Source organism: Arthrobacter luteolus NBRC 107841 (assembly GCF_001552075.1).
Lineage (GTDB): Bacteria > Actinomycetota > Actinomycetes > Actinomycetales > Micrococcaceae > Arthrobacter_B > Arthrobacter_B luteolus.
In genome coordinates this window covers 136322-163154 of record NZ_BCQM01000004.1, presented here as the reverse complement: position 1 = coordinate 163154, position 26833 = coordinate 136322, and the positions used below count along the sequence as shown (strand labels likewise).

Sequence of the window (26833 nt, the reverse complement as noted above, 5' to 3'; positions counted from 1 at the left end):
CGGTACCCTAGGAGAGTGATGCAATCCCCTCTTCCCGTCCGCAACGGAGTCAATGCGACCAGGCTCCGGCTGCCTGAAGAAGGAGCGTGGGAGACTGCCATGGACTACGTGCTGGATCGCTTCGGGCATGTGGACCCGGACGGCATCATCGACCGGTTCGACCGTGGTGAGGTCGTCGGAATCGGCGGCATCCCTCTGTCCCGGACAACTCCGCTGAACGAACACACCTTCATCTGGTACTACCGGGAGCTGCCGCCGGAAGTGCGGCTGCCTGTCGAGATCAGCATTCTGCACCAGGATGAAAACCTGCTGGTCGTCGATAAACCGCACTTCCTGCCCACCACACCGGGCGGAATGTACGTTGCCGAATCTGCGCTTATCCGTCTGCGCGTCGCCCTCGGCATACCCGACCTGATTCCCATGCACCGGCTGGACCGGATGACTGCTGGAGTCCTCCTGTTTTCAACAAACCCGGAAACCCGCGGCAAGTATCAGGTCATGTTCGAGAAGCGGCGCATCGAGAAGGAGTATGAGGCCGTCGCACCGGTCCGGCCGGATCTCGAGCTTCCGCTGGTTGTACGCAGCCGGATGGTGAAGTCACGGACCTATCTCCTGGCCCAGGAAGTCCCCGGCGAGCCGAACGCGGAGACCAGGGTGGAGCTCATCGAGGAATCTGGTGGGATTGGCCGCTATCGGCTGTTGCCCCACACCGGCAAGACGCATCAGTTGCGCGTTCATATGGCGTCGCTGGGAATCGGCATCCTGAACGACCCCTTCTACCCTGTCCTGCTGGAGCAGGCACCTGATGACTACAGCCGGCCGATGCAGCTGCTGGCCCGCTCGGTCAGATTCACCGATCCGCTCACCCGGGAGCCCGTGGAATACCGCAGCCGGCTCTCCCTTGACGCCTACCCAGCGAACCATCCGCCGCACTGACAGCCGTGCAGACGGGAGGTGCGACGGGCATGCCTTCCTCCTCCCCGGCCTTGACCTGAGAGGTAGGCTGAGGGCCACCTGCCCGGATGGCATGACCGGGCCGTCACCGTCGAGGTAAGGAATCCGGCATGCACCCCCAGCCTTCAGTGCCCGCAAAGCCACCGTCACGACGACCGGCATCTGCCGGAACTGGACCACAGGCGGGAGAACCGCAAGCGGGACAGACTGCCAGCACGACGGCGGCAGGCACGGAGGCGAGACAGGCCACCCGTGCGACGGCGGCAGAGAGCCAGACCGAACCAGCCACCTCCGAGACGGGCAGAGTCGTGCAAGCGGGACAGACTGCCAGCACAACGGCGGGTAATCCGGACCGATCAGCTGGGCCAGCCAAACTAGCTGCTGCCGCGGAGTCAGCCAGGGCAGCCGGGGCAGCCAGGGCAGCCAGGTCAGCCAAACCGGTCAAACCAGCCAAACCAGCCGGGTCAGCCTTCGTTCCGCCGCTGGCACCGTCGCCGCCTCCGCTGAACCCACCCACAGTGCAGCACCGGCGTTCGTCGGCTACGCCTGAAACCCGACAAGCAGCCACCGGCTTCCCGGAGGCAGGGAGGCCCATCGCAGCAGAGCAGGCCGCCGAAGGACCCAACACGGCAGGGCTAGGCGCCGGGCTGCCTGACGCACCAAGGCCCGCAACCCGAGGACCAGCCACCGGCCTCCCCGACACAAACTTCCCGGGCGCAGGAGCCCCCGACACCGGCCTCCCAGCCACCGGTTCCCCCGCAACCGGGTCCCCCGACACCGGCTTCCCGGACACAGAAAAGCCAGCCGCCGAAAGTCCAGGACCAGATGCACGACCAGGCACAGGCCCCTCCGGTGCAGCCGTTCGACATCCCTCACGAACACTGCGGACAGACCTCGAAGCCTGGCTGCAGCGCTCGAACAGTGCCACCAGCAGCAGTTCTTCCCTCGCCTTGGTCCACCGGGTGGCTGCCACAGCCGTGATCCCAGGCTCTGCCGCGTCCGCATATTTCCTGATCCGAGATCCAAACGGTTACCCCGCACTGCCGGCAGGTCCCGGGTTCCTCGACCAATCCAGTTCCTTCCTGGCGGCAGTCCCCGCCGTGTGGGCCGCCTGGCTGCCGGTTTTTGCAGGAGCCCTCGCGTACACGGTCTACCAATGGCTTCCCGCGCAGCGCCTGAACCCGCGCCACGAGTGGGCAGGCTGGGCGGCGATCACCGCCGTCGTACTGGGAACCGTTTGGCTGTGGGCCGCAACCGAAGGACACCCTGCGGCAGCCACGTGGATTGCAGTGATTCAGGTACTGGCAGGCCTGGCCGTGGTCCACAGAATTAATGGCTGGCCCCCGGCAACCCGGGCCGAACACCTCATCACTGATGTTCCCGCCGGCGCGTTTTTAGGCGTTTCCGTCCTGGCGCTGCTCACCTCTCTGGGAGGCTGGCTGGTGCAGTCCGGAGCCGACGTCGGCGGGTGGGGCGGGGAAGCGTGGACCCTCGTCGCCCTGGTTTCCGTGGTTGTGGGGGTCACCACCATCTGTATGACGGACCGCGGGCACCTGTCCGTGGCTCTCACCGTGGTGTGGGGGCTCGGCTGGATCGGCGTGGCCCGCCTGTTCGAGGACCCGGCCGCAGTGTGGCCGGCAGTGGGTGCCTTCGTGGCCGCCTTCCTCATCATCGTCTCGGCAAGCTCACGGCGGCAGCAGGTGGATCATGCCCGCCGGCTGGCGCACCGCCAGCAGCTCAAAGCGGAGTCCAGCGGCCCCGCTGCCGGCGAAGCACCCGAAGCTGCTCACACCTAGCCACCTGCTCGACGGCGTGCCGCATGTTCATGGCAGCGCGCCGCGCCTGCGAGTTTTCCACGCCGTACTCGTTGGCGGGAACCATGAACCGCAGGGTAATCCGTGGAACACCGGACACAATATCCAGCTGGCTCGCCTCCACATGGTGGCCCGCCTCCAGCGCTTCCACGGCGGCGTTCATGACCGCTTCCGGCGGATTTCCGGGCCGCAGCCCAAGGATGTTCAGTTGGACTCGGAAGGAAGGCATCCTCCAACGTTAGACCGCGGCAACGTTAAACCTCGACGGCGGCCTCCCGCCCCGGGCAGCGCCCCGGCAGCGCCACGGGCAGCGCCCCGGGACCCGGCCACGCACCCAAGCGCCCAGGTCCGGCCCCGAAGGGCGCCCGCCTAGAGTTCCTGGTCCTCCGGGTCGAAGGAGGAAAGCGGATCGCCGCCTCCGTGGGCCGGGTCATCGCTGCCGTCTTCCATCGGGTCAACACTGGGATCCCCGAAGTCGACGTCGCGGGAGGCTTCACCGATGGTGGGTTCGTCCGGCGGGATCTGGGAATCGCCCTCTTCGAAGCGTTCCTCCTCGGTCTCATCCCGCAGCGTCTGGTCCGAATCCGCACCGGGCTGGCCGGCAAACGGTTCCTCGTTGATCAGCGGATCGTCCTGCCAGGCATCGGGGTTGTCCTCGGCTGCGCCGGGGTAGGAAAGCGCTTCCTCAGTCATCAGGTCATCGTCATCCAGCAGTTCCTCGCCTGAAATGATCGACACCTCGTCAGGTGTCACTACCGCCTCCAGATCATCAGCCAGGGCCGGGTTGTCGCTGTGGTCCGGGTTCTGTTCAGTCATCAGGGTCGCACCTTTCGATCGGGACGCGGAAACGTCATCTCTCGATACTAAGCCTACTGAGGAGCGATCCGTGAAGTCACTCCCAGCTCCCAGGTGCACTCCCGCGCGCGTCCGCGATTACCGTGCCGGGGCGGGATTTTGCACCCCAATCCCGCAATCCACCGCATCGGACCGAATTAAGACACAAAAGTTTGACGTAATACCGAAAGGCAGGGAAGGGTTACCCCCGTTACCTTTTTGAGACCTTCGAAGGAGTGCCTAGTGAGCCCTTTACAGCAGCCGGAAGCCGCAGACCAGTTGAAGTCTGGCTGGGCGCAGCCTTCAGCCGGGGAACCCGGAACCTCGGCGGCAACCGCCGCCGGTGCGGCAACAGCTGCCAGCGCGGCGACAGCTGCCGATCTGTCCGCGTTGCTGACCGGCAACTCGATCCAGCGCTACCTCGCGGAGAACCAGCAGGGGATGCACTCGGTTGCGGAATCGATCGGTTCAGCCACGCGGCCCTGGACCGGACGGCATCCCGCCGATCTCGCTCCGGAAGTCGATGCGGTGGACCTGGACCAGCCGCTCGGCACAACAAAGGCCGCCCTGGACGAGCTGGCACCCCTGTACCTCCGGGACGCCGTCTACTTCCACAACCCCGGCTATGCGGCCCATCTGAACTGCCCCGTCGCCATCCCGGCATTGGTGGGCGAAACCATCCTCACCGCCGTCAACTCCTCCATGGACACCTGGGATCAGAGCGCAGGCGCAACCCTCATCGAACGGCGCCTGCTGCGCTGGACTGCGGAGCGGCTCGGGCTAGGAGCGGCTGCCGACGGCGTGTTCACCAGTGGGGGCACAACATCTAATCTGCAGGCCCTCCTGATTGCCCGAAACCACGCGGTGGCCAGGCTGCGCAGCACGGCAGGCGCCGGGACAGGGACCAGCCCCGAAACCACAGTTCAGCCCAGCGAACGCCTCCCCTCCCTGCTCGGCCAGCTGCGGATTTTCGCGTCCGAGGCCAGCCACTTCAGCATCCGCAAGTCAGCGGCACTGCTGGGGCTTGGTGAGGATGCCGTGTATCAGATTCCGAGCGACAGCAACCGCAGGATGCACCCGCAGGCCCTCCGGAAGGCCCTGGTGGGGAGCCGCAGCCGAAACGAAATTCCCATGGCGATAGTGGCCACCGCCGGCACCACGGACTTTGGCAGCATCGACCCGTTGACCGACTGCGCGGAATTGGCTGCCGAGTTCGGAACCTGGCTCCACGTTGATGCGGCCTACGGCGGCGGACTGCTGACGTCGCTGAAGTACCGGGACTGGCTATCAGGGATCGAGGCAGCTGACTCCGTGACCGTGGACTACCACAAGACCTTCTTCCAGCCGGTTTCCGCGAGCGCCGTACTGGTGCGGAACCCGGAGGAGCTGCGCCATATCCGGCACTACGCCGACTACCTCAATCCCGAGGCCTCTGCCCATCCGGACATTCCGAACCAGGTGGACCACAGCATTCAGACGACACGACGCTTTGATGCCCTCAAGCTCTGGCTGACCCTGCGGGTGAGCGGAGCAGACGGAATCGGACGGCTCCTGGATTCTGCGGTCGACCTCGCGCAGAGCGCCGGGCTGCAGCTCGAGCGGGCAGCGGATTTCGAGCTCGCCGCGCCCGTCCAGCTGAGCACAGCCGTGTTCCGTTTCCGGCCCGATGGACTGGATGAGGACACCTGCGACGCCATGAACCGCGCGATCCGCACCCGGCTGGCGGCAGCCGGCGACGCTGTCATCGCCGGCACCACGGTGAACGGCCGGAACTATCTGAAGTTCACGCTGCTCAACCCCACGGCAACCCTCGAGGACATCATCCACATCATCACCCTCATCCGCATCACGGGTACGGCCTGGCTCGCGGCATCCGCAGGGCACGAAGCACCCGCAGCTGCCGGGGTGGACGGAGCAGCCGGGGTGGACGGAGCAGCCGGGGTGGACGGAGCTGCCGGGGTGGACGGAGCTGCCGCAGGGCACGCAGGGCACGAAGCACCCGCAGGGCACGCAGGGCACGAAGCACCCGCAGCTGCCGGAGTGGCCGCATGACCCGCCCGAACGGCAACGCCGGCACCCCCAGCACCCGGACCCCACAGCCTGACCAGCCCGTCCGGGACCTCATCGGCATCGGTGTCGGCCCGTTCAACCTGGGCCTGGCCGCGCTGAGCGAGCCCATCACGGAGCTCGATGCCCTGTTCCTGGACGGCCGCCCGGACTTCGACTGGCATCCGGGCATGATGCTGGAAACCGCCCACCTGCAGGTCCCGTTTATGGCAGACCTCGTCTCCCTGGCGGATCCGACATCGCGGTATTCCTTCCTGAACTTCCTCAAATCCACCGGACGGCTCTACCGCTTCTACATCCGCGAGGTCTTCTACCCGCTGCGCGCGGAGTTCAATGCCTACTGCCGCTGGGTTGCCGGGCAGCTGCCCAGCGTCCGCTTCGGCAGCCGGGTCACCGGCGTCGACTATGAGCACACAGCGCACGACGGCGGCCGTTACCTGGTCCGCACCGAAGGCGACGGCGGCACCCAGGTCCACGCGGCGCGGCGGCTGGTACTGGGCACCGGCACCCAGCCCGAGGTGCCGGCGTCGTGCACCGGACTCCTGAACGGCCCCGGCACAGCCGTGCACAACAGTGACTACGTGAATTCCAAGGCCAGCTTGCAGGCACAGGAGAGCATCACGGTGGTGGGCAGCGGCCAAAGCGCGGCAGAGGTATTCCTCGATCTGCTGCCCGGCAGCGGACCGGACACGTACCAGTTGAACTGGGTGACCCGCTCAGGGCGGTTCTTTCCGCTGGAATACACGAAACTGACCCTGGAAATGACCTCGCCGGACTACATCGACTACTTCCATGCGCTGCCGGCACCCACCCGGGACCGGCTGATCAGTTCGCAGAAGAACCTTTACAAGGGCATCGATTCCGCCCTGATCAACGAGATCTACGATGCGCTGTATGCCAAGAGCCTCAACGGCCCGCCCGCGGTCCGCCTGCTCACCGGAACCGAGGTGACAGCCACCAGCTATGACCCGGGCACCGGGCAGCATGTGCTGGAACTGCGCCACGCCGAACAGGGCAGCTCCGCCCGGCTGGCAACGGGCGGCGTCGTCCTCGCGACCGGTTATTCCTATCAGGAGCCGGAGTTCCTGCAGGGCATCAGCCACCGGATCCGGCGCGACAGCCGGGGCCGCCTGGAGGTGGACCGCGGCTACGGGATCGGAGTGGCACCGGCGGAGATCTTCGTGCAGAACGCCGAACTGCACACCCACGGGTTCACCTCCCCGGACCTTGGAATGGCGGCCTACCGGAACTCGGCCATCCTGCGGGAAATCCTTGGCTGGGAGTACTACCCGGTGGAAACCAGCACCACGTTCCAGGAATTCGGGCTGGCCGGAGCCCGCAGCCCGCAGCCCGCCCCGGCCCACAGCGAAGGAGCACTGGCATGAAATTCGAGTTCCACCCCGTCGACCCCCAGGCCGACGCCGGCCTGCTGCACAGCTGGATGCGGCAGGAGTACGCCGTCTTCTGGGGCATGAATTCCGCCAGCGTGGAGGACGTCCGGGCCGAGTACGCCGGGATCGCTGCGAATCCGCACCACGATGCGTGGCTGGTGCACGACGCCGGCACACCCGCCTTCCTGATGGAAAGCTACGCTCCGGCCCACTCGCCGCTCGCCGGCGCCTACCCCATACTCCCCGGGGACCGCGGGATGCATCTGCTGATGGGCCCGCCGGATGCGCCCCGCCGCGGCTACACAGCGGCCGCTTTCCAAGCCGTGATGGAGTTCCTGTTCGCCGATCCGGCAGTTGACCGGGTGGTGGTGGAACCGGATGTACGCAACACCAAAATCCACCGCCTTAATGCCCGGATGGGCTTCGAACCCCAGGAAAACATCACGCTGCCGGACAAAACCGCTCTGCTGTCTTTCTGCACCCGCGCCCAGTTCCGCGAAGCCGCTCATCTCAACTCCACCAGCCGCGGACAGCTTAACCGCGCACAGCCCGCCCCCGAACAGACATCCCCCGAAGGAGCCACCCGATGAGCACCACCGTAGAGAACTCCATTCGCGCAGCCCTGTCCCCGGCCGCCGGCCCGGTCCCCGCCGCGAATCCCAGCGCGCACCTGACGCCGCAGCGCTGGGCGGCAGCCAACCGCCATGTGCTTCGGAAAGCCCTCGCCGAGTTCGCCCACGAACGCATCCTGGCCCCGCGTACCACCGCGCCCGGCCGCTACGAACTGACGTCCGACGACGGCGGGGCCACCTACCGCTTCGAGGCGGACGTTCTGGAACTCGAACACTGGAGCATCCAGGCTGAAAGCATCGTCCGTACGGTGCAGGGTGTGGAGACCGGGCTCGACGCACTGGTTTTTATTACTGAGTTCGCCGGGACCCTGGGGATCAACAGCCAGATGCTCCCCGTGTATCTGGAGGAAATCTCCAGCACCCTGGCCTCGCACGCGTTCAAGCACACCGGGGCTTTCCACACCGCCGGAGAACTCGCGGCCGGAATCACGCAGGGCCGCGATCCTGCCGCAGACTTCCAGGCGATCGAGGCCTCCATGACCGAAGGCCACCCCTGCTTCGTCGCCAACAACGGACGGCTGGGCTTCGGATCGTCGGATTACCTCGCCTATGCACCGGAAACCGCCGCCGCCATCCGCCTGCATTGGATAGCAGTAGCCAAGGACAGGGCCAGGTTCACCGCCGTCTCCGGCCTGGACTATGCGGCGCTGCTGGCCGCGGAACTGGATCCCGGCGTGCAGGCCAGGTTCGAAGCCGACCTGCGCACCCGGGGCCTGGCACCGGAGTCATACCTGCTGATGCCGGTGCACCCATGGCAGTGGGAAAACAAGCTCAGCGTCACCTTCGCGGCAGACGTTGCCCAGCAGCACGTGGTGCATCTGGGGCCGGGACCGGACACGTACCAGGCGCAGCAGTCCATCCGGACGTTCTTTAACCGGGATGTGCCCAGCCGCTGCTACGTCAAGACCGCGCTGTCCGTGGTCAACATGGGATTTATGCGCGGACTCTCCGCCGAGTACATGGTGCCCACCCCCGCAATCAACGAATGGGTGGATAACCTCGTGACATCCGACTCCACCCTGGCCGGCCACGGCTTCGGGATCCTGCGGGAGACCGCCGCCATCGGGTACCGCAATACCTACTACGACGCCGCTGCCCCCAAGGGCTCCCCGTACCGCAAGATGCTGGCGGCACTGTGGCGGGAAAGCCCGCTGCCCAAGCTGGAAGCCGGGGAACAGCTGGCCACCATGGCCTCGCTGCTGCACACCGATCCGGCCGGCACCCCGTTCGTGTCCGCCTTGATCCGCCGTTCGGGGCTCCCGGCCCGGGACTGGCTGGCCCGCTATCTGCAGGCTTACCTGATTCCGGTGCTGCACTGCTTTTATGCCTACCGGCTGGCGTTTATGCCGCACGGGGAAAACCTGATCCTTATCCTCAAGGACGGGGTTCCGCAGCGGGTGCTGATGAAGGACATTGGCGAAGAGATCATCGTGATGGCGGACAAGGTGGAGCTGCCGGCCGAGGTGTCCCGGGTCCGGGTAGAGGTCCCGGAGGACGAGCAGGTACTCTCTGTCTTTACGGATGTGCTGGACTGCTTCTTCCGTTTCCTTGCAGCTGTGCTGCATGAGGACGGGCAGCTGGCGCAGGAGGATTTCTGGCAGGTGACCGCGGAGGTGATTACCGTCTATCAGGCCGGGCACCCGGAGCTGGCAGCGGACTTCGCCGCGCACGATCTTTTCGCGCCGGATTTCGCACGGTCCTGCCTGAACCGGCTGCAGCTGCGCAACAACCAGCAGATGCTGGACATCAGCGATCCCTCCGGCGGGCTGCAGTTTTCCGGCCGGCTGGGGAACCCGCTGGTCCAACCGGAGTAAAGGTAGCCTGATTAAAGCGGCAACGAATTCGATCCATGAGGAGGTGGACCCCACCAGGCTGGGGTCGATTGTGAAACCAGAGGGTTTACGGGAACGAAAGAAGCGCCAAACTGAAACCGCCATCGAGCTGGCGGGCATAGAGCTGGCCCTGGAATCGGGCCTTGAGACGGTCACCGTGGCGAAGATCTGTGATCGCGCGGAAGTCTCACGCAGCACCTTCTTCAACTACATGCCCTCCCTGGAGGCAGCAATTTTCGGCCGGCCTTATCCCAGGCTGGTCCCCGGGGAAGTCGCGGCGATGCTCGACGCAGCTGAGGGCCTGCCGCTCTCTTCAGCCCTGCTTGGTGTGGTGATGTCGGTGATCGAAAGCACCGCGGTCAATCCGGAGGTGGCGGGCAAACGCTACCAGCTCATGCAGCAGCATCCGGAGACCCAGATCCTGGTGCGCGGTCCACTCACCCAGGTTTTCGATGACCTGGCCGATGTGGCGGGAGACTGGCTTGAGGCCCACCCCGAAAGGCAGGCGGGAGCCGGTCCGGCCAGGCGGGAGGCGAAGCTTCTCGTGGGGATCGTCGGTATGGCCCTGGAGGATCTCCTGCTGCGGTTGAGCGCCGACGGCGGACTCCAGGACGTTGAGCTGTCCCCAGCTGACTGGGTCGAGGCGATCGCGAACATTGCCCACCTCGCGGGTTCGCAGGTTCAGGGGATCCCGGGGTCCGGCCTGTAACCAGGTACGGAGCACCAACGGCGGAGCCACTGCCCCGGAATTAACTGCAGCGAAACTAAACAGCAGCGCAGCCAGCCGCCGCGAAACAGGTCAGCAGCGTAACTAACAGCCAAACTTGGACTCAATCCAAGTTTGGCTGTTAGTTTACGTTAGTGCACTCACATTTACTGTTCGGACCGCCCGCTGGGGGCCGGTCTGCCGGAGTCTGGTCTGCCGGAGTCTGGTCTGCTGGAACCCGGCCTGATGGAACCCGGTCTGTGACGGGCTTTTCCGTCCTGACCAGGTCAGTCATGACACTTTTCGCCATCGCCCTTTTTATGGTGTGCGCCTGGCTGGCCCCCTCCCCTGCCCATGCCACAGTCCCTGCCGCAGCCACAGCCCCTGCATCAGTCACTTCGGACCTCGAAGCCCCCGCTGCTACAGCGGAAATGTGGATAGATGTTGAATCCGACGCCGCCCGCAGCGGAATTGGGTCCATCTCCTGGCGCCAAGGCGCAGGCCCCTGGAACCAGCTCCACGTGGCCCGCACCGTTTTTGGCGCTACTGGCATCGCGCCTGCAGTGCCCGGGACAACTGAAGTCAGGTTCCTGGTGTCCAGCCGGTTTTCCGCGGATGTGATTGTCTCCTTCGTCGCTTCCAACGGTGTGGTGCTGGCGGAACACCGGATTCGGGAAGCGGCTTTCGAACCGAAACAGGCGAACGGCGGCTGGATCACCTGGCCTGACCTCGCACAGGGATCCCCGCCGGATGTGGAATTTGTGCCCGGCACCGGTACACCTCCCGGCAAGGACGCAGCACCGGCCGGCCGCGGCGATCCTGCGGGCGCCGGCAGCAGCTCCGGAGTTCAGGCCCTGGGGCAGACCGGTGCTTCACCGGCACTCCTCATCGGAGCACTGGCCGCGGCTGCACTGGCGATTGGCACCGGCTTATTCCTGCTCCTGCGGCGCAGCACAGCGGCTCCGGCCGTGGAATCAGACGGCGGGGATACCCCTTGAGCGGCCTCTTCAGCCCTCGCAGGTCAGTGCAGGCACCGGGGCAGGCAACGGGAACGGGACAGGGAATGGGACAGGGACCGGACACTATCCAAGGACTAAAGCGCCGAGGCATCCAGGCTGCTGTCGCTGCCCTGACCGCCGTCGGGATGATGCTTGTCTTCACACCTCCTCCCGCCTCCGCAGTCTCCCGCGATGCACTCACCAACCTGGGCGCCGTCGTCGGGGCCCCCGCACCGGGCTTCGCTCCGTCCGGCACCAGCGTGCCGGTGGTGGACAGTTCCGTGGGACGCGGGAACCCGCTCGGCACCGATCCGTCCGGTGCAGTCCATCTGGGCACTGCGGCCGCCGGCCATTCAGCCGCTCTTGTCCGGCTGACCATGTTCGAGCCCGCCGCCGATGCCACGGCCTACACATCTGCGGACACAGCGGTGCTGCATACCCGGACCGGGATTACTGCCTCCACCACTCTGCTGCTTCCCCTCGTCCACGGCAGCGTACCGCTCTGGGCGGACAGCGCTGCGGACACACGGCTTGAAGTCCTGGCCTACTTCGACGGAACGGAGGCCTCAGGCGGCGCCACCATCGCTTTGGCGAATCCGGTCCGGCGGGCCGACACAAGCCGGAATGTGGGCGGCGGGGCGCTGGGGCAGCAGCCCCTCTGGGTAGGACTGACGGGTGAGGGCAGCGTCTCCAGCACCTTGGCGCGCAGCGTTTATGTAGTTCTGGATGTGACACTGGACCGCCCGGACACAGTCCTGCTCGGCGATGGCCAGCGTCTGCCTCTTCCGGCGGGCCGGACGATCGTTTCCACCGTTGTGGACGCCGAAGACCAGGGCGGCACGACAGTCGCACTTCAAGCCGGCGGGAATTCCGGATCGCTGACTGCCACCGTCACCGGCTGGGTGTCAGAGGCCGGCGAAGACGCTGCCAAAACGAACCACCGGGGCAGCTACGTCGTCGCCACGGAACAGCGGAACCGGGTCGAGGTGCCGGTCGCCGCCGCAGAGCAGCCGAAGCCGGTCGCTCTGGCCGATGACCACGACAGTGCCTACGCCCTCGTGCTTACCTCAGCCGGCGACGTCGCCGGCGGCGGCACCACCACACTGTCCTGGGGACCCCGCGTAAGCGGCCGTGCCAGCGGCGAAGCAGTAGACAGGGTGGCAGGCGCCCAGCCCCAGCTCGCCCTCGTTCCCGTCACCGGAGGTGAATCCCAGCTCTCGATCCGCCGGGGCTCCGCCGTGGCGGCAGTGCAGCCGCTTGGCAGCTTCCTGGGCGAACCGGTCCCTTATGACAAGTCTGATCCGGCGGCGATCGAGATCACCTCGCCCCGCGACTCGCAAAGCCTGGACCTCACCGAGACCGGCTACTTCACGCTTGAAGGCACGGTGTCCACCGGGATCAATTCCGTCGAACGCCTTGAGATCAGTTCGCCCAGCGTCGGTTTCATCGGATTGGCGGAGCTGAATCCCGTTGGCGGGACCATCACGTGGAGCTTCCGCTCACTGGCTCCGGAAGACGGAGACTTCGACTACGTCGCCACGGTCTTCGACCGCTCCGATCCCGGCGCTGCGAGAGCTTCCGACCGGGTCCGGCTTACCCTCGACGTGGCCGAGGAAGGAGACACTGTGGTGTCGCCGGAGGCGGAGGTGTTCCATCTGGACACGACAGAGCTGGACTTCGAGGTTCTCGGGGAAAATCTCCTGCGGTTCACTGAGCGGCCGGAGCTGGAACCCGGAGACATCATCGTCAGCGCGCCCATGCCATCGGCTCCCTCCGGTTTCCTCGGCCGGATGTCCCACATGGACCTCGTCTCCGGAGCGTGGGAGGTCTCTACGGTTGAGGTGCCGCTGGAAGAGCTCTTCCTGCAGGTCGACGTCGATGAAACCGTGGACTACGGCGAGGGTGAGGACGTTGTTGCCCACGATCTGCTTTCCCAGGCCGAAAATCCCCTGGATGTTGTCTCCGGAACGTTCGCACTGCAGAACGAGGACGGCACGTCAGGACCGGAGATCCCCGTAGCGCAGGTCGAAATCGTTGACGACGCCGGAAACCCGCACTCGCCCGCGCCCGGGACCTACGCGGAAGTCGTGAGCGGGGACGACGTCGATCTCGAGCTCAGCAGCGACGAATTCAACCTGGACAGCCCCTCTGACTTCAGCACGGCCTGCCGTCTGGCGGGAACCGACGGGCAGGAACCCAGAGGCGAGGACATTGATGAGAACGGTGAGTGGGTAGCGCCGGCAGCCCCCTCCCCGGGCGACGGTTCCTGCGGTGGTCCCTTGAAAGGACCCGGCGCTTCCCTGTCAGCAGATTGGACCACCAAGGTTGATGCCGGCATGGTCTTCGTCGTCGAAAACGGTGTGCCGAAGATCAGGACGGCCGGAAAGAAACAGGAGCCCTGGGAATTCGAATCCTGGGCCGCGAAGGAACGCGGCGACGAGGCCGGAGTGGCCGTCCGCGGCGGCGGTGAACTGAACCTGGGCTTTGCATTTGTCCTGAAGACCAAGCTGCAGTTCAAGTGGAAGGTTATCCCCAAGGGGGTGAGCATTGAGGAGTTCCGGATTGAGTTCAACTCGAAGCTGAAGGCCTCAGCCTCGGTCCAGGCCTGGGTGCAGACCCAAAGCCGCTGGAATGTGGACCTCAAGGTCGCCGAGGTTGCCCTTCCGACCACCACGTTCATGGCGGGTCCGGTGCCCGTCGCCATTACCAACCGGCTGAACTTCGCCATAGCGTTCACGGGCACTCTGCGGGCAGAAGCGGAGATCCCGGCAATCGGCATTGAACGGGCGGACACCTTCGGTTTCAAGTACACCAGCGCCGCGGGCATGGTGCGCATCAAGGAGGACACTCCCACGAAGTATGTCCTCCCGAAGCCCCGGCAGATGGCAGGGAACACCTCGTTCTCCGTTGAAGGAGAGATCGCGGCCGGACCGGAGATGTCCTACCAAAGCCGCATCTACACCTTCGCCGGACCGGACATCACGCTCTCTGCCAAGTCCGGTTACAGGGCCAAACTGTCCACCACCGGCATCCCGCCCACCGAGGCCGCGATCGAAGCCAGCATTTTCCTTGCACTGGGCCTCAGCGGGTCCGCCAAGCTCACGCTGATCAGGTGGGAGCTGCTCAGCCTCACCATCTTCAACGTGGGCGCGCGGATCAACCTCCTTGAGTACAAGGATGAGTGGAAGCTCTAAACCAGGTTCCGGCGCTGCGCTGGCTGTGGAAGCTCAGGGAGCAACAGGCGCAGCGCCGTTTCAAGGCTGCGCCGATTCAAGGCTGCGCCGTTTCAGGGCAGCCAGTTTCACTGCAAGTCATTTCACTGCAAGTCATTTCAGTGCAGCGCCGAAATCCCGGTGATCTCCCGCCCGGTGATCAGACTGTTGATCTCGTAGGAACCCTCGTAGGTATAGATGGCCTCGGCGTCGGCAAAAATCTTCGCCATCCGGTAATCGGTGACGATTCCGTTGCCGCCCAGCAGTCCCCGCCCCAGGGACACCGTTTCACGCATCAGCCGGCTGGCGTAGGACTTGGCCAGCGCGGCCCGGGCCATCTCCCCGCGCGCTGATCCCTCGACGGAAACGCGGGCATATCCGCCCTGCTCCAGCTCCGTCACCCGGGCGAGCATCCCGGTGGACGCCACGGTATTGCCGAGCATCCGCACCAGCTGCTCCTGCACCAACTGGAAACCCGCCAGCGGACGGCCGAACTGCTCGCGTTCGACGGCGTAGGCGCGGGCGACGTCGAAAGCCGCCAGCTGCTGGCCCACCGCCTGCCAGCCCACCATGATCCGGGAGCCGCGCAGCAGGTGCTTGGTGTCCTCGAAGCTGTCGATGCCAGCCAGCCGGTCTTCCTCCCCCACCCGGACTTCGGTGAGTTCGATGTCCGCGTTCTGCACGGTCCGCAGCGCCGTCTTGTGTTCGATCCGGGACCGCTTAATCCCGGGCAGCGAAGCATCAAGGAGAAACCCGCGCACCTTCCCGGTGGCCGGTTCCCGGGCCCAGAGCAGCATCCAGTCGCAGAACGTCCCGTTGCCGATCCAGCGCTTGGTGCCGTTCAGGATCCAGGTGCCGCCGTCGCGCACTGCCGTGGTGGCCATGCCGCCGGCAACATCGGAACCGTGGTCCGGTTCGGTCAGGGCGAAGGCACCGGTGATCCGCAGGGCCTGCGCGTCAGCGAGGAGCCGTTCCTTCTGGGACGCGGAGCCGAAAGCGTGCAGCCCTTCCACAAAGAGGTCGTGGTGGACCATAAAGAAGGTGGCGATCGAGGTGTCGGCCCGGGTCATTTCGGCAATCACCAGGCCGGCGAACAGCGGACTGTAGCCGCGCTGCACCGGTGTGGAGAGTTCCAGGCCGGCCAGGCCGGGCAGCAGTTCGGTGGGAAACCGCCCCTCGTTCCACCAGCGGACGGCATGCGGGGTGACTTCCGCTGCCAGGAAGGTCCGCAGCTGGGCGAGCTTGGCGGATTCCTCGGGGCTCAGGAGCTGTTCGAAGGAGAAGAAATCGGCGTCCGGAAGCATCAGCGCACCCTATTTCGGTCCCATCCGGATGGCACCGTCCAGCCTGATGGTCTCACCGTTCAGCATGGGGTTGGCGATGATGTGGCTGACCAGGGAGGCATATTCGTCCGGGCGGCCGAGCCGTGAGGGGTGCGGAATCTGCGCGGCGAGGGAATCTTGGGCGTCCTGCGGCAGGCCCGCCATCATCGGTGTTTCGAAAATGCCCGGCGCGATGGTCATCACGCGGATTTGGTGCCGGGCGAGTTCCCTCGCCAGCGGCAGGGTCATCGCGGCGACCCCGCCCTTGGAAGCGGCGTAGGCGGGCTGTCCAATCTGTCCGTCGAAGGCGGCCACCGACGCCGTGTTGACGATGACGCCGCGCTCGGAGGTGCCGCCGTCGTCCGTTACCGGACTGGTTTCGGCCATGGCGGCAGCGGCCAGCCGGGTCACATTGAAGGTGCCGATCAGGTTCACCTGGATCACCCGGGTGAAGTCCTCCAGCGGGAGGACACCGTTCCGGCCCAGGACCTTGCCCGGGGTCCCGATGCCGGCGCAGTTGACCGCCACCCGCAGCGGTGCCGCAGCCATGGCAGCTTCCACCGCGCCCTGCATCTGCCCGGGGTCCGTGACATCGCCCGGGACAAAATGTGCGTTGTCCCCCAGCTCTCCGGCATAGGCCAGACCGCCGGACTGCGGCAGGTCCACGAGCACCACTTCGGCGCCAGCGTCGATCAGGCGGCGGGCAGTGGCCCGTCCCAGCCCCGATGCTGCTCCCGTGACGATGGCTGAAGCGCCGGATAACTGCATCTGTCCTCCTGGATTCTGGGTGCGTGGGTACGCGTGCGGTCCCACGAGCCTACTGTGACGCGCAGCACGCCGCATCCCGCGCCCGGGTTATCCGACCCCCGGCTACCGTGACGGCACGGGCGCGCGGGTCTAGGGTGGTTCGCATGCCTGCCGCACAGACTGTCCGCAACGCCGAGCTGCGCGCCGATACGGCGGCCCAGTCTGTCACCACGGCTTTCGGCGGCCCCCTGTTCGGCATCCCTGGCACGCATTTGGGTGCTGTCCGGGCTCCGCAGCCCCTGCCCCGCGGAGCCGGCCCGTGGCATTACTGGTGGCAGGCCCACTACGTCGATCTGCTGGTGGATGCCGGCCTGCGCAGCCGCGCTCCCCTCTCCGGAAAGGGTTTCTCCGGTGTTGATCCGATCCGGTTGGCGGACATCCTGATCCGCACGATCCGGCTGCGCAACGGCGGACGGATCACCAACAGCTTCTACGACGACATGGCCTGGCTGGCGCTCGCAGCCCTGCGCGTCGATTCCCTGCCGGGCCCGCCGCGCGGTACCAAGCCGCGGCACCAGCGGCTGCGGGAGTCGCTGGGCTCGGCCCTGCGCTCAGCCCATACCCAGGATTTCGGCGGCGGCCTGTTCTGGAACCGCAGCCGGACCTTCAAGAACACCCCGGCAACCGCACCAGCCGCCCTGTATTTCGCCCGCGGCGGGGAGCGCGAGCGCGCGCAGGCACTCATCGACTGGCTCAACACGGTCCTGCTGGACCCGGAGACGGGACTCTACTTCGATGGTGTGCGGCGGGAAGGTGACCGGCTGCTGGTGGAGACCCCGCTCTACACCTACAACCAAGGCCCGGTCCTGGGCGCGCTGCTGGAACTCGGCGGGCCGGCCAATCTGGCCCGGGCCACGGCACTGATCCAGGCCACAGCCGCGCATTTGGTGTACGACGACGATGCTGGGTACGACGACGATGCCCCGGGCGGCGGCAGCACTGTATACGACGACGATGCCCCGCTGCTGCGCACCCACGGCAGCGGTGACGGCGGGCTTTTCACCGGCATCCTCAGCCGCTACCTCGCGGAAGCTGCTGCTGCACCCACCCTGGACCGGCAGACCCGGCAGCTCGCGGGCACGCTGGTCACCGAACTGGCGGAGCAGCTGTGGAAAGGCCGCGCAACCAGGAACAACCTGGCCGTTTTTTCCCCCGACCCGCGCAGGACCGCAGACGAAAGCTACCCGGCGGGAGCCGGCGTCGAACTTTCCACCCAGCTCCAGGCCTGGATGGTCTTGGAAGCCTCCGTGCGCGTGGCCCGGCTGGATACCGGCCCGGCAGCGGAAACGCCCTAACCCGCGGCGCCGCTCAGGCTGTCTTCAGCGGGTGCTGCGAAGCGGCGGCGTGCGGATCCAGGTCCGCGAGGGTGAGCAGATGCTGGGGATGCTCCGGCAGCGGGAAGGACCGCCGGACGGCCAGGTCCCGGTCCACATGCAGCACCTCACCGGCGTCCAGCAGCCGCCAGTTGGGATTCTCATCCATCCGCTCGGTGGCCACCAGCAGCGCGGGAACCTGGTTCTGCTCCATCTCGTCGCTCTTTACGCTGATCCGGGTGGTGTGCTTGCCGTGATGGGGCGAATCCGCGCCTTCCTGCAGAACGTACAGCGGATGCGTATCCGGATAGCGCACGGCCCAAAGGTCCGTCGGCGTCGTGAGCACCAGGTTCACTGCGTACAGCCGGAGATTCTGCGCAATCCAGGTCAGGGCCTCCTCGATGGCCGCCCCCAGGTCGCCGCCGTTCTGCCGGGCCAGCCCGGTGATCAGGGCGAAGACGCGTTCGCTGTCCGTTTCTCCTTTGACGATGTGCATAACCTCGAGCTGCCGCAGCCGGTCATCCAGCCGGTCCAGATCCTCCACCACCCCGTTGTGGGCCAGCAACCGGTCATCCTGCAGGAACGGATGCGTATTCACCGCGGTGTCGCCCCCGGTGCTGGCGTATCGGACATGCGCGATGAAGGTGGTGCCTTTCAGCTTCCGGGCCGCGGCGGCATAGGCGCGGTCTTCATAGGCAGCGATCGGTGCCTTGTCCACCACGGCCTTGCCCTCCGGATTGAACACTCCGAGCCCAAACCCGTCCGCCATCCTGTGGCTCTGTTCCGCTAGGCTGTCCGGCGCCGTCAGCAGCCAGAACGTTGCGCTGACAGGGGCGGGACCTGCGTGCATTCCGAAAAGCCGGCACATGGTGGACTCCTAGTCGGGGAATTGCCTCTGCGGATAGAACGTCTCTCTGCGGCTGAGCATCTCCACGAAACCTGCGATGTTGCGCTCCCGCGCGGCCTGCGTCTTGAGCCGGCCCAGCCGGTAAGCCAGGGCGAAGCGGTTCTGCGAGGAGAGCACATCGAACATCTGCTGCGCCCGGGGATCGGCCGCGATGGCGTCCAGCAGGTCCTGGGGCACCTCGGTATCGGCCGGCCCGGCGTAGGCCGCGTCCCAGCGCCCGTCCGCCTTTGCCGAGTCGACGGCGTCGCGTCCCGACGGGCGCATCCGGCCGGCTGCCTCCAGCCTGCCGATATGGCCCACATTCCGCAGCGACCACACGCTGCGCGGCCCCCGCCGGGTGTAGCGCTGGAGGTAGGTTTCCTCGTCCCGGCGTGCGGCCTGCCCGTCGATCCAGCCGAAGCACAGCGCTTCGTCGAGCGCACTCTGCCGGGTGAGCGCCGTGACGCTGCCGCCCTGTTTCCCAACGACGAGCCAGACGCCGGCCGAGAGCAGATGATGTTCTTCCAGCCAGTCCCGCCATGCTGCTGCATCGGGGAGCAGCAGTTCCGGGAGCTCGGGCTTCATGCGCCTAATCCTAGGCCCCGGAGGTACCGGCTGAAAGGTTGGGAGGCAGTTCAGCCCTTGGCCGAAGCGGAGCGCGTCGAATGACTCCTGCTGCAGCTTTGCGGTAGAACACTCCTATGAACGTACGCACTCCTGACCCGTATCCCGGCTGGCTTTCGGAGGAGGACCTGCACGAAGCCAGACAGCGGCTTCCCATGGTTTACGTGGAAGCCGTACCGGTCCGGTGCGATCCGCTGGGGTACGTCACCGAAGTGGGACTGCTGCTGCAGGCGACGCCGGAAGGACAGATGGTGCGCACCTTCGTCTCCGGCCGGGTCATGTACCGCGAAACGATCCGCGCGGCCCTGCTGCGGCATTTGGAGAAGGACCTCGGCCCCATGGCGCTGCCCCAGCTCCCGCCCAGCCTGGTTCCCTTTACCGTCGCCGAGTATTTCCCCTCCCCCTCGCAGACCGGACTGACCGACGAACGCCAGCACGCCGTCGCACTGGCGTACCTGATTCCCGTCACGGGCGAGTGCGATCCCCGGCAGGACGCGCTGGAACTGTCCTGGCTGACGCCCGAAGAGGCGCTGAGCCCGGCGGTCTATTCGGAGTTTTCCGGCGGCCGGGGCGATCTGCTGCGCCAGGCTCTCGCAACCGCCGGTTGGGGCCGGTAGGGCGTTACCAAGTCTTTATATACTGGGGGTCGATGCACCAACCGCAAAGGGAACAGCCATGTCAGAGAGTGTGCCGGATACGTATGCCTTCCGGGTCAATGCCGAATTGCTCGTTCCGGGGCAGAAACTGGTGCTGGATGAGCTGACCCTGGCCCCGCTGGCGAACCTGCGCATCGAGGAAGACGACTTCGGCACCCCCGCACTGGTGCTTGCCGAGCTGGAAGACGGCGGCACGCTGCGCATCGCCTACGGTTCGGTGGTCCGGGTGGCTGCCCCGGCGCCGGAACAGAATGCGTCCGAAGCCGTCCGCAGCGTTCCCACGGATGAGGAAACCTATGCCGCGGTCCTGGCAGCGGCCCAAGCTGCCCACCCGGATGACCGCACGGTCAAGGAAATCATCACCCGGCTCAGCCGCGGCTTGAACGTCAAAGCTGGCAGCAACCTGCAGGACGTCCGGGACCTGGCGTACACCCTCTACGTCGATCTGGGGGATGCGGACAACGCCCTGGCGGTGTGCGGACTGATCACCGGGTTGGGATTCGACGGTAACTACGGACGGTGGAACTGGATTCAGGGCGCACTGTCCCTGGCCGCGCACATTACCCACGACGCCGGCGATCTGGAGACCTCCACCGCCTACGCGCAGGCAGTGCGCGCCGGTGACCACGCCGAATCCGATCCGTTGAAGGCCAAGCTTTCCGCGGAACTGCTGCAGCGCCAGCTCAACGAACCGAACCTCTACGACCGGGAAGTCCAGCGCGCGGCCGAAGCCGGTGATGAGCTGAGCGAACGCGACTGGCGGATTCTGCGGCTGAACACCCTGCTCTACCTGCGCGCCCACGGCGGATCACAGGCCTACAGCGACGCCGAACTGCAACGCCGGATCCGCAACGAACTCAGCGCGATCCGCGGACTCAACCTGGACCTTTAGCGGCTGGACCTTTAACACCTGGAACGTCAGCGCCTGGACCTATAACACCCGGACCGCCGGCGCGGACCGGCGCCCGGCCTCACGCGACCGGGCCAGCCTCAGCCCTGCCGGTGTTTCTTGCCCGGATCCGCGTGGTCCGCACCTGCACGAGCGCAACCAGCGCCATGCCGACGGCGGCGCCGATCACGGTCTCCAGCGCCCGGTCCTGAATCAGCAGCGCAGGATTGCTGGGATGGGAAAGCTCCGTGCTCAGCAGGGCCAGCGGGGTGATGACCACCTGGGCCAGTGCGTAGTTGCGGGCGATAAACAGCTCCGCGCAGCATTGGAACACCGCAATCACCAGCACCAGCTGCCAGGGTGCCAGTCCGACCAGCAGGATGGCCGCGGTAACGGCGAGTCCGCCGAATGTGCCGAGGACGCGGTTCAGCCCGCGGTGCATCCGGTTCCGGAGTGTGGCCCCGACCAGCGGCACCGTGGCAGCGACCATCGCCCAGTAGTTGTGCCCGATTCCCAGCAGTGTCGCAATGGAACCGGCCGCCGCCGCCGCGGTGGCGTACAGGGCGCCGTCGACATATATGGTTTTGCGCTGGGCCGGGGAGAACCGCGGCCGGACGGGCTTCACCCACTCGGTCCGGTACCGGGGCCAGGCCATCGTCGACAACCCGAGCAGGACCGCGAAGGCAATGGTCAACGCAGCCACCAGCAGCGCCTGCCACAGCGGGGGCTGGCCCGGGACCGAGGAAATGGCCGCGTACGCGAAGATGTGGAACAGCGACCCTGCCGGGCGGAGCCGCCAGAAGCCGGTGGCGATCGTGCCGAGCCCGGCCACCACGGTGGTGCCCAGGACGATCCCCCAGGCATCAAGGCCCAGCCGGGAAGTCAGTGCCCCTGCCAGGATGACCGCGAACATCAGCGCTCCCGCGCGCAGCTGGTGTCCCAGGCGCTGCCGGTGCGGCTCGTTCCGGCCGTAGATTCCGGTAAAGGCGCCGAAGGCCACGAAGATGGCCAGATCGATCCGGCCCAGCAGCAGCAGGGTGAACAGCGGAACCCCAACGCCGATGCCGCAGCGGATCCCCGCATGATGGTCGTTCTGGGCGGGAGCGATGCTGAACATTTCGCGCAGGTGCTTCAAGGGGACTTCAACGGCCTTTCTGTCATCCGGGAGTCCGGGAAATGAGGGGTCGGTTGGCGGGAGCAGGCCAGCCGGGCAGGAGCCAAAATCCCACCAACCAACCTTACGCTTCGTCGTTGACAGCCAATGTTTTCTGTGGGACAGGTCTCGCCCGCCAGACAGGGGTTGCCTGTCCTTCAGCCGGCCTCACCTCTCACCGGACCGCCCGCTGTCCGGGTAAGGCAAAATGGAGGGGTGTCCTCCACTGGTTTTTCCTTTGCCCTCGGTAAGCGCCTGCGCGAAACCACTCCCGACTCAGCGTCCCGCACCCAGGCCAACGGCGGTGAGTTCCAGGGCCGCACCGGCACCATCTCCACCCCGCACGGCGAAATCCAGACGCCGGCGTTTATCGCCGTAGGCACCAAGGCCACAGTAAAGGCGGTGCTCCCCGAATCGGTCGCGGAGCTCGGCGCCCAGGCGGTCCTGGCCAACGCCTACCACCTGTACCTGCAGCCCGGCGCGGACATCCTGGACGAAGCCGGCGGCCTCGGCAAGTTCATGAACTGGTCCGGGCCAACCTTCACAGACTCCGGCGGATTCCAGGTCATGAGCCTGGGCGCCGGGTTCAAGAAGGTCATCAACATGAATGCCGACGGCACCACCCACGCCACCGGGGCGGATGACGACGTCGCTCCCGGCAAGGAACGCCTGGCCCACATTGACGACGACGGCGTGTGGTTCAAGTCCCACCTCAACGGGGACAAGCACCGCTTCACGCCGGAGATCTCCATGCAGGTCCAGCACAAGATCGGCGCCGACATCATGTTCGCGTTTGATGAGCTGACCACCCTGCTGAACTCCCGCGGTTACCAGGAACGCTCGCTGGAGCGCACCCGGCTCTGGGCCGAACGCTGCATCATCGAGCACCGGCGCCTCACCGAGGAGCGGTCGCACCGCCCGTACCAGGCACTGTTCGGAGTGCTGCAGGGAGCCCAGTACGAGGACCTGCGCCGCAAGGCCTCACGCGACCTCGGGGCCATGGACTTTGATGGCTTCGGAATCGGCGGGGCCCTGGAGAAGGAAAACCTCGGCACGATTGTCCGCTGGTGCAGCGAAGAACTTCCGGAGGAGAAGCCCCGGCACCTGCTGGGCATTTCCGAGCCGGATGACATCTTCACGGCGATCGAGAACGGCGCGGACACTTTTGACTGTGTCTCCCCCACCCGGGTGGCCCGCAACTCCGCGTTCTACACGCCGTACGGCCGGAAAAACCTCTCCAACGCCAGGTTCAAGCGCGACTTCGGCCCCCTGGTGGACGGCTGTGACTGCTACGCCTGCGCCAACTACTCCCGTGCGTACATCCAGCACCTGTTCAAGGCCAATGAGATGGTCAGCCACACGCTGATCTCCATCCACAACGAACGCTTCACCGTGAAACTGGTCGACGACGCCCGGCTGGCCCTCGAGGACGGCACGTTCTTCGAGTTCAAGGACGAGGTCCTGGGCAAGTACTACAGCTAGCAGGACAGCCTTCAGGTACTGCTAGCTGAGCTGAAGCCCGGGGAGCTGTGCACTTGCTCGGCCCAGCTCAGCTAGCAGAAACCTGCCCATAGGTTGGCTCCCGCTTCTTGATCGCCTTGATCACGGCAGAGGTCACCGGGACGAAGAGGAACTCCACGGCCGTCTTGTACACAAAGCCGAAGATCACGTAGTTCACGAACTGGCCGGCGTCGCTGATGCCGATCACCGGTGCGGCAATCGCACAGAAAATCAGGGTGTCGGCAAACTCGCCCGCACCGGTGGAAGCCATCAGCCGGCCCGCAAGGGCACGCTCCTTGAACTTCGCCTTCATCCGGGTCAGGACCAGCGAATTCAGCAGCTGCCCGGCCAGGAAGCCCAGCAGTGAGGCAACCACGATCTGCCAGACCGGACCCAGCGCCACCTCGAGTGCCGATTGCTTCTCGAGCCCGAAATCGTCGTCGAACCCTGGCAGTGCAATGATCACCGCAAACGCCAGCACCGCAAATGCGGCCATCGCAAAGCCCATATAAATGGCCCGGCGGGCAGCCTTGAATCCGTACACCTCGCTGATGACGTCGCCAAGGATGTAGGCCAGCGGGAAGAGGAAGAAACCGCCGTCGGTAACAATGCTGACGTCTCCGAAAATCGGGCCGAGGACCACACCCTTGGAAGCCCCGATATTGGAGATGATGATCACCACACACATGAGGGTGAGGATCAGATCGTAATGGGAGCTGCCGCGCGAGGCGTAGCTCGGAGCCTGAGGCGCCTGGACGGCAGCGCCCGGGGTTGATGAAGACATGGGTATTCCCGTTCGGTTAGTGGTTCGCCTGAGCTTTCGCCGGCTGTATTAGCACTTGCCCGCTGTCCCGGGCGGCCCAAAGGACCAGCGTTCATTCTGCCATGTTTCGCTCCCGCCGGGGCTCCGGATTCCTTCAGTGAAGCCTCCCAGCCTGCACGCGTCACATTTCTGAACCTGTTCAAAACTGTGTTCTAATGTCGATGACGAAGTAGGAACAGGAGTTCGATGGCCGCCGGGGCAAAGAGCGAAACCACCCGGCAACGGCTGGTCGAGACCGCAACAGCGCTTTTCCGCGCACAGGGATACGAGCGCACCACCATGCGCGGTATCGCCGAAGCCGCCGGGGTCTCCGTTGGCAACGCGTACTACTACTTCGAGTCCAAAGACGCGCTCGTGGCAGAGCTCTACCGCTCACTGCAGGACGAACACCGCTCCGTTGCCCTGCCCCTGCTGCGCGAGGGACACAACCTCGGCGAGCACCTCCGGGTGATCCTGCTGGCCAACCTCGATGTCCTGTCCCCGTACCACGGCCTGGGCCACCAGTTCCTAAAGAACGCCGCCCTGCCGGTTCCGGGCGGCACCCGCTACGCGGCCCGCGCGACGGCGGCGGCAGCAGGTACGACGACGGCGGCAGCTTCCCCCGAAGCCCAGCCGGAGGCCCCGGCCCCCGCATCCGACCCGGCCCCCGCACCGGACGCCGCCCAGATCGGCCGCGGTAAGTCGATTGCCGTGTACCGGCAGGCCGTCCAGACCGCCCGGCCGCAGCCGCCGCTGGCCATTCGGGATGATCTGCCGGAGCTGCTGTGGCTCGTGCACATGGGCGTCACCCTGTTCTGGGTTTATGATTCCTCCCCCGGGCAGGCCCGCTCCAGGCGGCTGGTGGCGAACATCGCTCCCCTGGTCGCAAAGCTGGTGATCCTCTCCCGCCTACCGGTTGTCCGGAATATTGTGGAAGATGTGGTGAAGCTGCTGCGAGGAGCGCGATCACATGACTGAAACTGCGGACGACGACGACGTCGATCCAGCCGGGCCATCCAGCAGCACCCGCGCGCCGGAAAGGCACCTGGTCCGGACCCCCCGCGTGACCTTCGGCCCCATCGCATTCGGCACCGGTTACGCGATCGCCTGCCTGCTGGTGGCAGCGATGGCCACCATCGCCATCGGCTGGGGCACCTCCCGTGATTTCTGGGGTTATCTGTGGATCATCGTGATCGCTGCCTTTTATGCCGGAGGTCTCGGCCTGCTCACTGCGGCACCGGTGGGACTGGCACTGGGGCTGCTGCTGCGGGGCGTACCCAATCAGTGGCTCCACGTCCTCGCGTTTTTCGTGGTGCCCCTGTTGCTGGCCTGGCTGGTCATCGGCTTGATCGCTGGATCCATCGGGGTGCCGCTGCTGATGGCACTGGCGATCGGCTGCTCGGCCGCCATCGGACGGCTTGCCGTATGGCGTCTGATGGATGTCCGCGCCTGACGCGTTCCGTTCCGGCCATGTCGCAGGTGGCGGCCCGCCCCGCTAAAGGTAGAAGATGGAAACATGTCTTCACACACACATTCGGCTCCGGCCGTCACGCTCACCATTGCCGGCTCGGAAGCCACCGGCGGAGCGGGCGCACAGGCAGACCTCAAAACGTTCCAGGAACTGGGCACCTACGGCATCGCTGCCCTGACCTGCATTGTTTCCTTCAACCCGAAGGACAACTGGAACCACCGCTTCGTTCCGGTGGAACCGCAGGTCATCGCGGACCAGCTCGAGGCCATTCAGACGGCCTATGACCTGGAAACCGTGAAGATCGGCATGCTTGGCACGCCCGCCACCATCGACACTGTGGCCAAGGCACTGCAGAGCCAGGACTGGAAGAACATCGTGCTGGACCCGGTCCTGATCTGCAAGGGGCAGGAACCGGGCGCTGCCCTGGACACCGACCAGGCGCTCAAGGCCCAGATCCTTCCGCTGGCTACGTTCGTGACCCCTAACCACTTCGAGTCCCTGTCCCTCTCCGGCATGGATTCCATCGAATCCGTCGAGGACCTGCAGGAAGCGGCCCGCCGGATCCATGAAGCCTCCGGCGCCGTCGTGCTGGCCAAGGGCGGGGTGCGGCTGGAAGGCGACGACGCCGTCGACGTTTTCTATGACGGCCAGACCATGGAGGTGCTGCGCGCGCCGAAGGTCGGTGACGTTGCCGTCAGCGGTGCCGGCTGCACGCTCGCCGCAGCGATCACTGCCGAACTGGCCAAGGGTGCGTCACCGCTCGAGGCTGCCCGCACCGCCAAGGCGTTCGTCACCGAAGGCATCCGGAACCGGGTCTCCTCCCACACACCGTTCGATGCCCTTTGGCAGGGCGGCGCGGGCAGCGGCCCGGCGCTCTAACCCTTTCAAGTCCCTGACTACGGCGGACGGCGGCACCGGAAACGGTGCCGCCGTCCGTTTCGTTTTTCCCGTGAACGTCCGGAGCTTTTCC

General features: G+C 65.9%; 24 protein-coding genes. 16 read left to right on the top strand and 8 right to left on the bottom strand.

Annotated features, from left to right (window positions below; all coding sequences use genetic code 11):
• Window positions 1-18: 18 nt before the first annotated feature.
• Both AL3_RS09400 and AL3_RS09395 read left to right on the top strand, forming a co-directional pair.
• Complete coding sequence (locus AL3_RS09400) at window positions 19-936, top strand: RluA family pseudouridine synthase (protein ID WP_066299833.1); 918 nt, start codon at window positions 19-21, stop codon at window positions 934-936.
• A 995-nt stretch (window positions 937-1931) separates the two neighbouring features.
• Window positions 1932-2750, top strand: coding sequence for a TspO-related membrane protein (locus AL3_RS09395; protein ID WP_157075264.1), 819 nt, complete (start codon window positions 1932-1934; stop codon window positions 2748-2750).
• On the opposite strand, the gene AL3_RS18070 is transcribed toward AL3_RS09395, so the two are convergent.
• Window positions 2692-2997, bottom strand: a complete 306-nt coding sequence (locus AL3_RS18070; RefSeq protein ID WP_083521622.1) for a hypothetical protein — start codon at window positions 2995-2997, stop codon at window positions 2692-2694. The genes AL3_RS09395 and AL3_RS18070 overlap by 59 nt on opposite strands.
• 140 nt (window positions 2998-3137) lie before the next feature.
• Window positions 3138-3584: a hypothetical protein gene (locus AL3_RS09390; RefSeq protein ID WP_066299828.1), complete on the bottom strand. Its 447-nt coding sequence runs from the start codon at window positions 3582-3584 to the stop codon at window positions 3138-3140.
• A 261-nt stretch (window positions 3585-3845) separates the two neighbouring features.
• On the opposite strand from AL3_RS09390, the gene AL3_RS09385 reads away from it, so the two are divergent.
• From AL3_RS09385 to AL3_RS09355, 7 genes are all read left to right on the top strand, one after another.
• Window positions 3846-5654, top strand: a complete 1809-nt coding sequence (locus AL3_RS09385; protein WP_370665227.1) for a pyridoxal phosphate-dependent decarboxylase family protein — start codon at window positions 3846-3848, stop codon at window positions 5652-5654.
• On the top strand, window positions 5651-7054 hold the full coding sequence (locus AL3_RS09380; protein WP_066299825.1) for a lysine N(6)-hydroxylase/L-ornithine N(5)-oxygenase family protein: 1404 nt from the start codon (window positions 5651-5653) through the stop codon (window positions 7052-7054). The genes AL3_RS09385 and AL3_RS09380 overlap by 4 nt, the downstream gene beginning before the upstream one ends.
• Entirely contained in the window at window positions 7051-7650 is a 600-nt protein-coding gene (locus tag AL3_RS09375) for a GNAT family N-acetyltransferase (protein WP_083521621.1), read from the top strand. Before AL3_RS09380 ends, AL3_RS09375 begins: the two co-directional genes overlap by 4 nt.
• Entirely contained in the window at window positions 7647-9506 is a 1860-nt protein-coding gene (locus AL3_RS09370; protein WP_083521620.1) for an IucA/IucC family protein, read from the top strand. The genes AL3_RS09375 and AL3_RS09370 overlap by 4 nt, the downstream gene beginning before the upstream one ends.
• 70 nt (window positions 9507-9576) lie before the next feature.
• Complete coding sequence (locus AL3_RS09365) at window positions 9577-10233, top strand: TetR/AcrR family transcriptional regulator (protein ID WP_066299823.1); 657 nt, start codon at window positions 9577-9579, stop codon at window positions 10231-10233.
• 290 nt (window positions 10234-10523) lie between these two features.
• Window positions 10524-11228 carry a hypothetical protein gene (locus AL3_RS09360; protein ID WP_157075263.1) on the top strand — a complete coding sequence of 235 codons (705 nt, stop codon included), beginning with the start codon at window positions 10524-10526 and terminating at the stop codon, window positions 11226-11228.
• A 65-nt stretch (window positions 11229-11293) separates the two neighbouring features.
• Window positions 11294-14422 (top strand): hypothetical protein, encoded by a 3129-nt coding sequence (locus AL3_RS09355; protein ID WP_151724096.1) that lies wholly within the window; start codon window positions 11294-11296, stop codon window positions 14420-14422.
• A gap of 137 nt (window positions 14423-14559) precedes the next feature.
• On the opposite strand, the gene AL3_RS09350 is transcribed toward AL3_RS09355, so the two are convergent.
• Window positions 14560-15744: an acyl-CoA dehydrogenase family protein gene (locus AL3_RS09350; protein ID WP_066299817.1), complete on the bottom strand. Its 1185-nt coding sequence runs from the start codon at window positions 15742-15744 to the stop codon at window positions 14560-14562.
• 9 nt (window positions 15745-15753) lie between these two features.
• The gene (locus AL3_RS09345; RefSeq protein WP_066299814.1) at window positions 15754-16530 is read right to left on the bottom strand and encodes an SDR family NAD(P)-dependent oxidoreductase; all 777 of its coding nucleotides are present in this window, start codon (window positions 16528-16530) and stop codon (window positions 15754-15756) included.
• Window positions 16531-16673: 143 nt separating this feature from the next.
• Between AL3_RS09345 and AL3_RS09340 the strand changes: the two genes are divergently transcribed.
• A complete protein-coding gene (locus AL3_RS09340) occupies window positions 16674-17864 on the top strand; it encodes a glycoside hydrolase family 76 protein (RefSeq protein WP_066299811.1) in 1191 nt (396 codons plus the stop codon).
• A 13-nt stretch (window positions 17865-17877) separates the two neighbouring features.
• On the opposite strand, the gene AL3_RS09335 is transcribed toward AL3_RS09340, so the two are convergent.
• Entirely contained in the window at window positions 17878-18750 is an 873-nt protein-coding gene (locus AL3_RS09335) for a class II glutamine amidotransferase (RefSeq protein WP_066299803.1), read from the bottom strand.
• Window positions 18751-18759: 9 nt separating this feature from the next.
• Complete coding sequence (locus tag AL3_RS09330) at window positions 18760-19353, bottom strand: YdeI/OmpD-associated family protein (RefSeq protein WP_066299802.1); 594 nt, start codon at window positions 19351-19353, stop codon at window positions 18760-18762.
• 116 nt (window positions 19354-19469) lie between these two features.
• On the opposite strand from AL3_RS09330, the gene AL3_RS09325 reads away from it, so the two are divergent.
• Both AL3_RS09325 and AL3_RS09320 read left to right on the top strand, forming a co-directional pair.
• Entirely contained in the window at window positions 19470-20009 is a 540-nt protein-coding gene (locus AL3_RS09325) for an NUDIX hydrolase family protein (RefSeq protein ID WP_066299800.1), read from the top strand.
• A 58-nt stretch (window positions 20010-20067) separates the two neighbouring features.
• Window positions 20068-20940: a DUF6707 family protein gene (locus tag AL3_RS09320; protein ID WP_066299794.1), complete on the top strand. Its 873-nt coding sequence runs from the start codon at window positions 20068-20070 to the stop codon at window positions 20938-20940.
• Window positions 20941-21019: 79 nt separating this feature from the next.
• Here AL3_RS09320 and AL3_RS09315 read toward each other — a convergent pair whose 3' ends face one another.
• On the bottom strand, window positions 21020-22072 hold the full coding sequence (locus AL3_RS09315) for an FUSC family protein (RefSeq protein ID WP_066299792.1): 1053 nt from the start codon (window positions 22070-22072) through the stop codon (window positions 21020-21022).
• Between the two features lie 126 nt (window positions 22073-22198).
• On the opposite strand from AL3_RS09315, the gene tgt reads away from it, so the two are divergent.
• Window positions 22199-23572 (top strand): tRNA guanosine(34) transglycosylase Tgt, encoded by a 1374-nt coding sequence (gene tgt / locus AL3_RS09310; RefSeq protein ID WP_083521619.1) that lies wholly within the window; start codon window positions 22199-22201, stop codon window positions 23570-23572.
• 67 nt (window positions 23573-23639) lie between these two features.
• Here tgt and AL3_RS09305 read toward each other — a convergent pair whose 3' ends face one another.
• Window positions 23640-24374, bottom strand: a complete 735-nt coding sequence (locus AL3_RS09305; protein WP_066299788.1) for a queuosine precursor transporter — start codon at window positions 24372-24374, stop codon at window positions 23640-23642.
• Between the two features lie 225 nt (window positions 24375-24599).
• Here AL3_RS09305 and AL3_RS09300 point away from each other — a divergent pair, with 225 nt between their 5' ends.
• The 3 genes from AL3_RS09300 to thiD all read left to right on the top strand — a co-directional run bounded on the left by AL3_RS09300 (window position 24600) and on the right by thiD (window position 26742).
• On the top strand, window positions 24600-25370 hold the full coding sequence (locus AL3_RS09300) for a TetR/AcrR family transcriptional regulator (protein ID WP_066299783.1): 771 nt from the start codon (window positions 24600-24602) through the stop codon (window positions 25368-25370).
• Window positions 25363-25845, top strand: coding sequence for a hypothetical protein (locus AL3_RS09295; protein ID WP_066299780.1), 483 nt, complete (start codon window positions 25363-25365; stop codon window positions 25843-25845). The genes AL3_RS09300 and AL3_RS09295 overlap by 8 nt, the downstream gene beginning before the upstream one ends.
• Before the next feature lie 63 nt (window positions 25846-25908).
• Entirely contained in the window at window positions 25909-26742 is an 834-nt protein-coding gene (gene thiD, locus AL3_RS09290) for a bifunctional hydroxymethylpyrimidine kinase/phosphomethylpyrimidine kinase (protein WP_066299778.1), read from the top strand.
• Window positions 26743-26833: the final 91 nt, after the last annotated feature.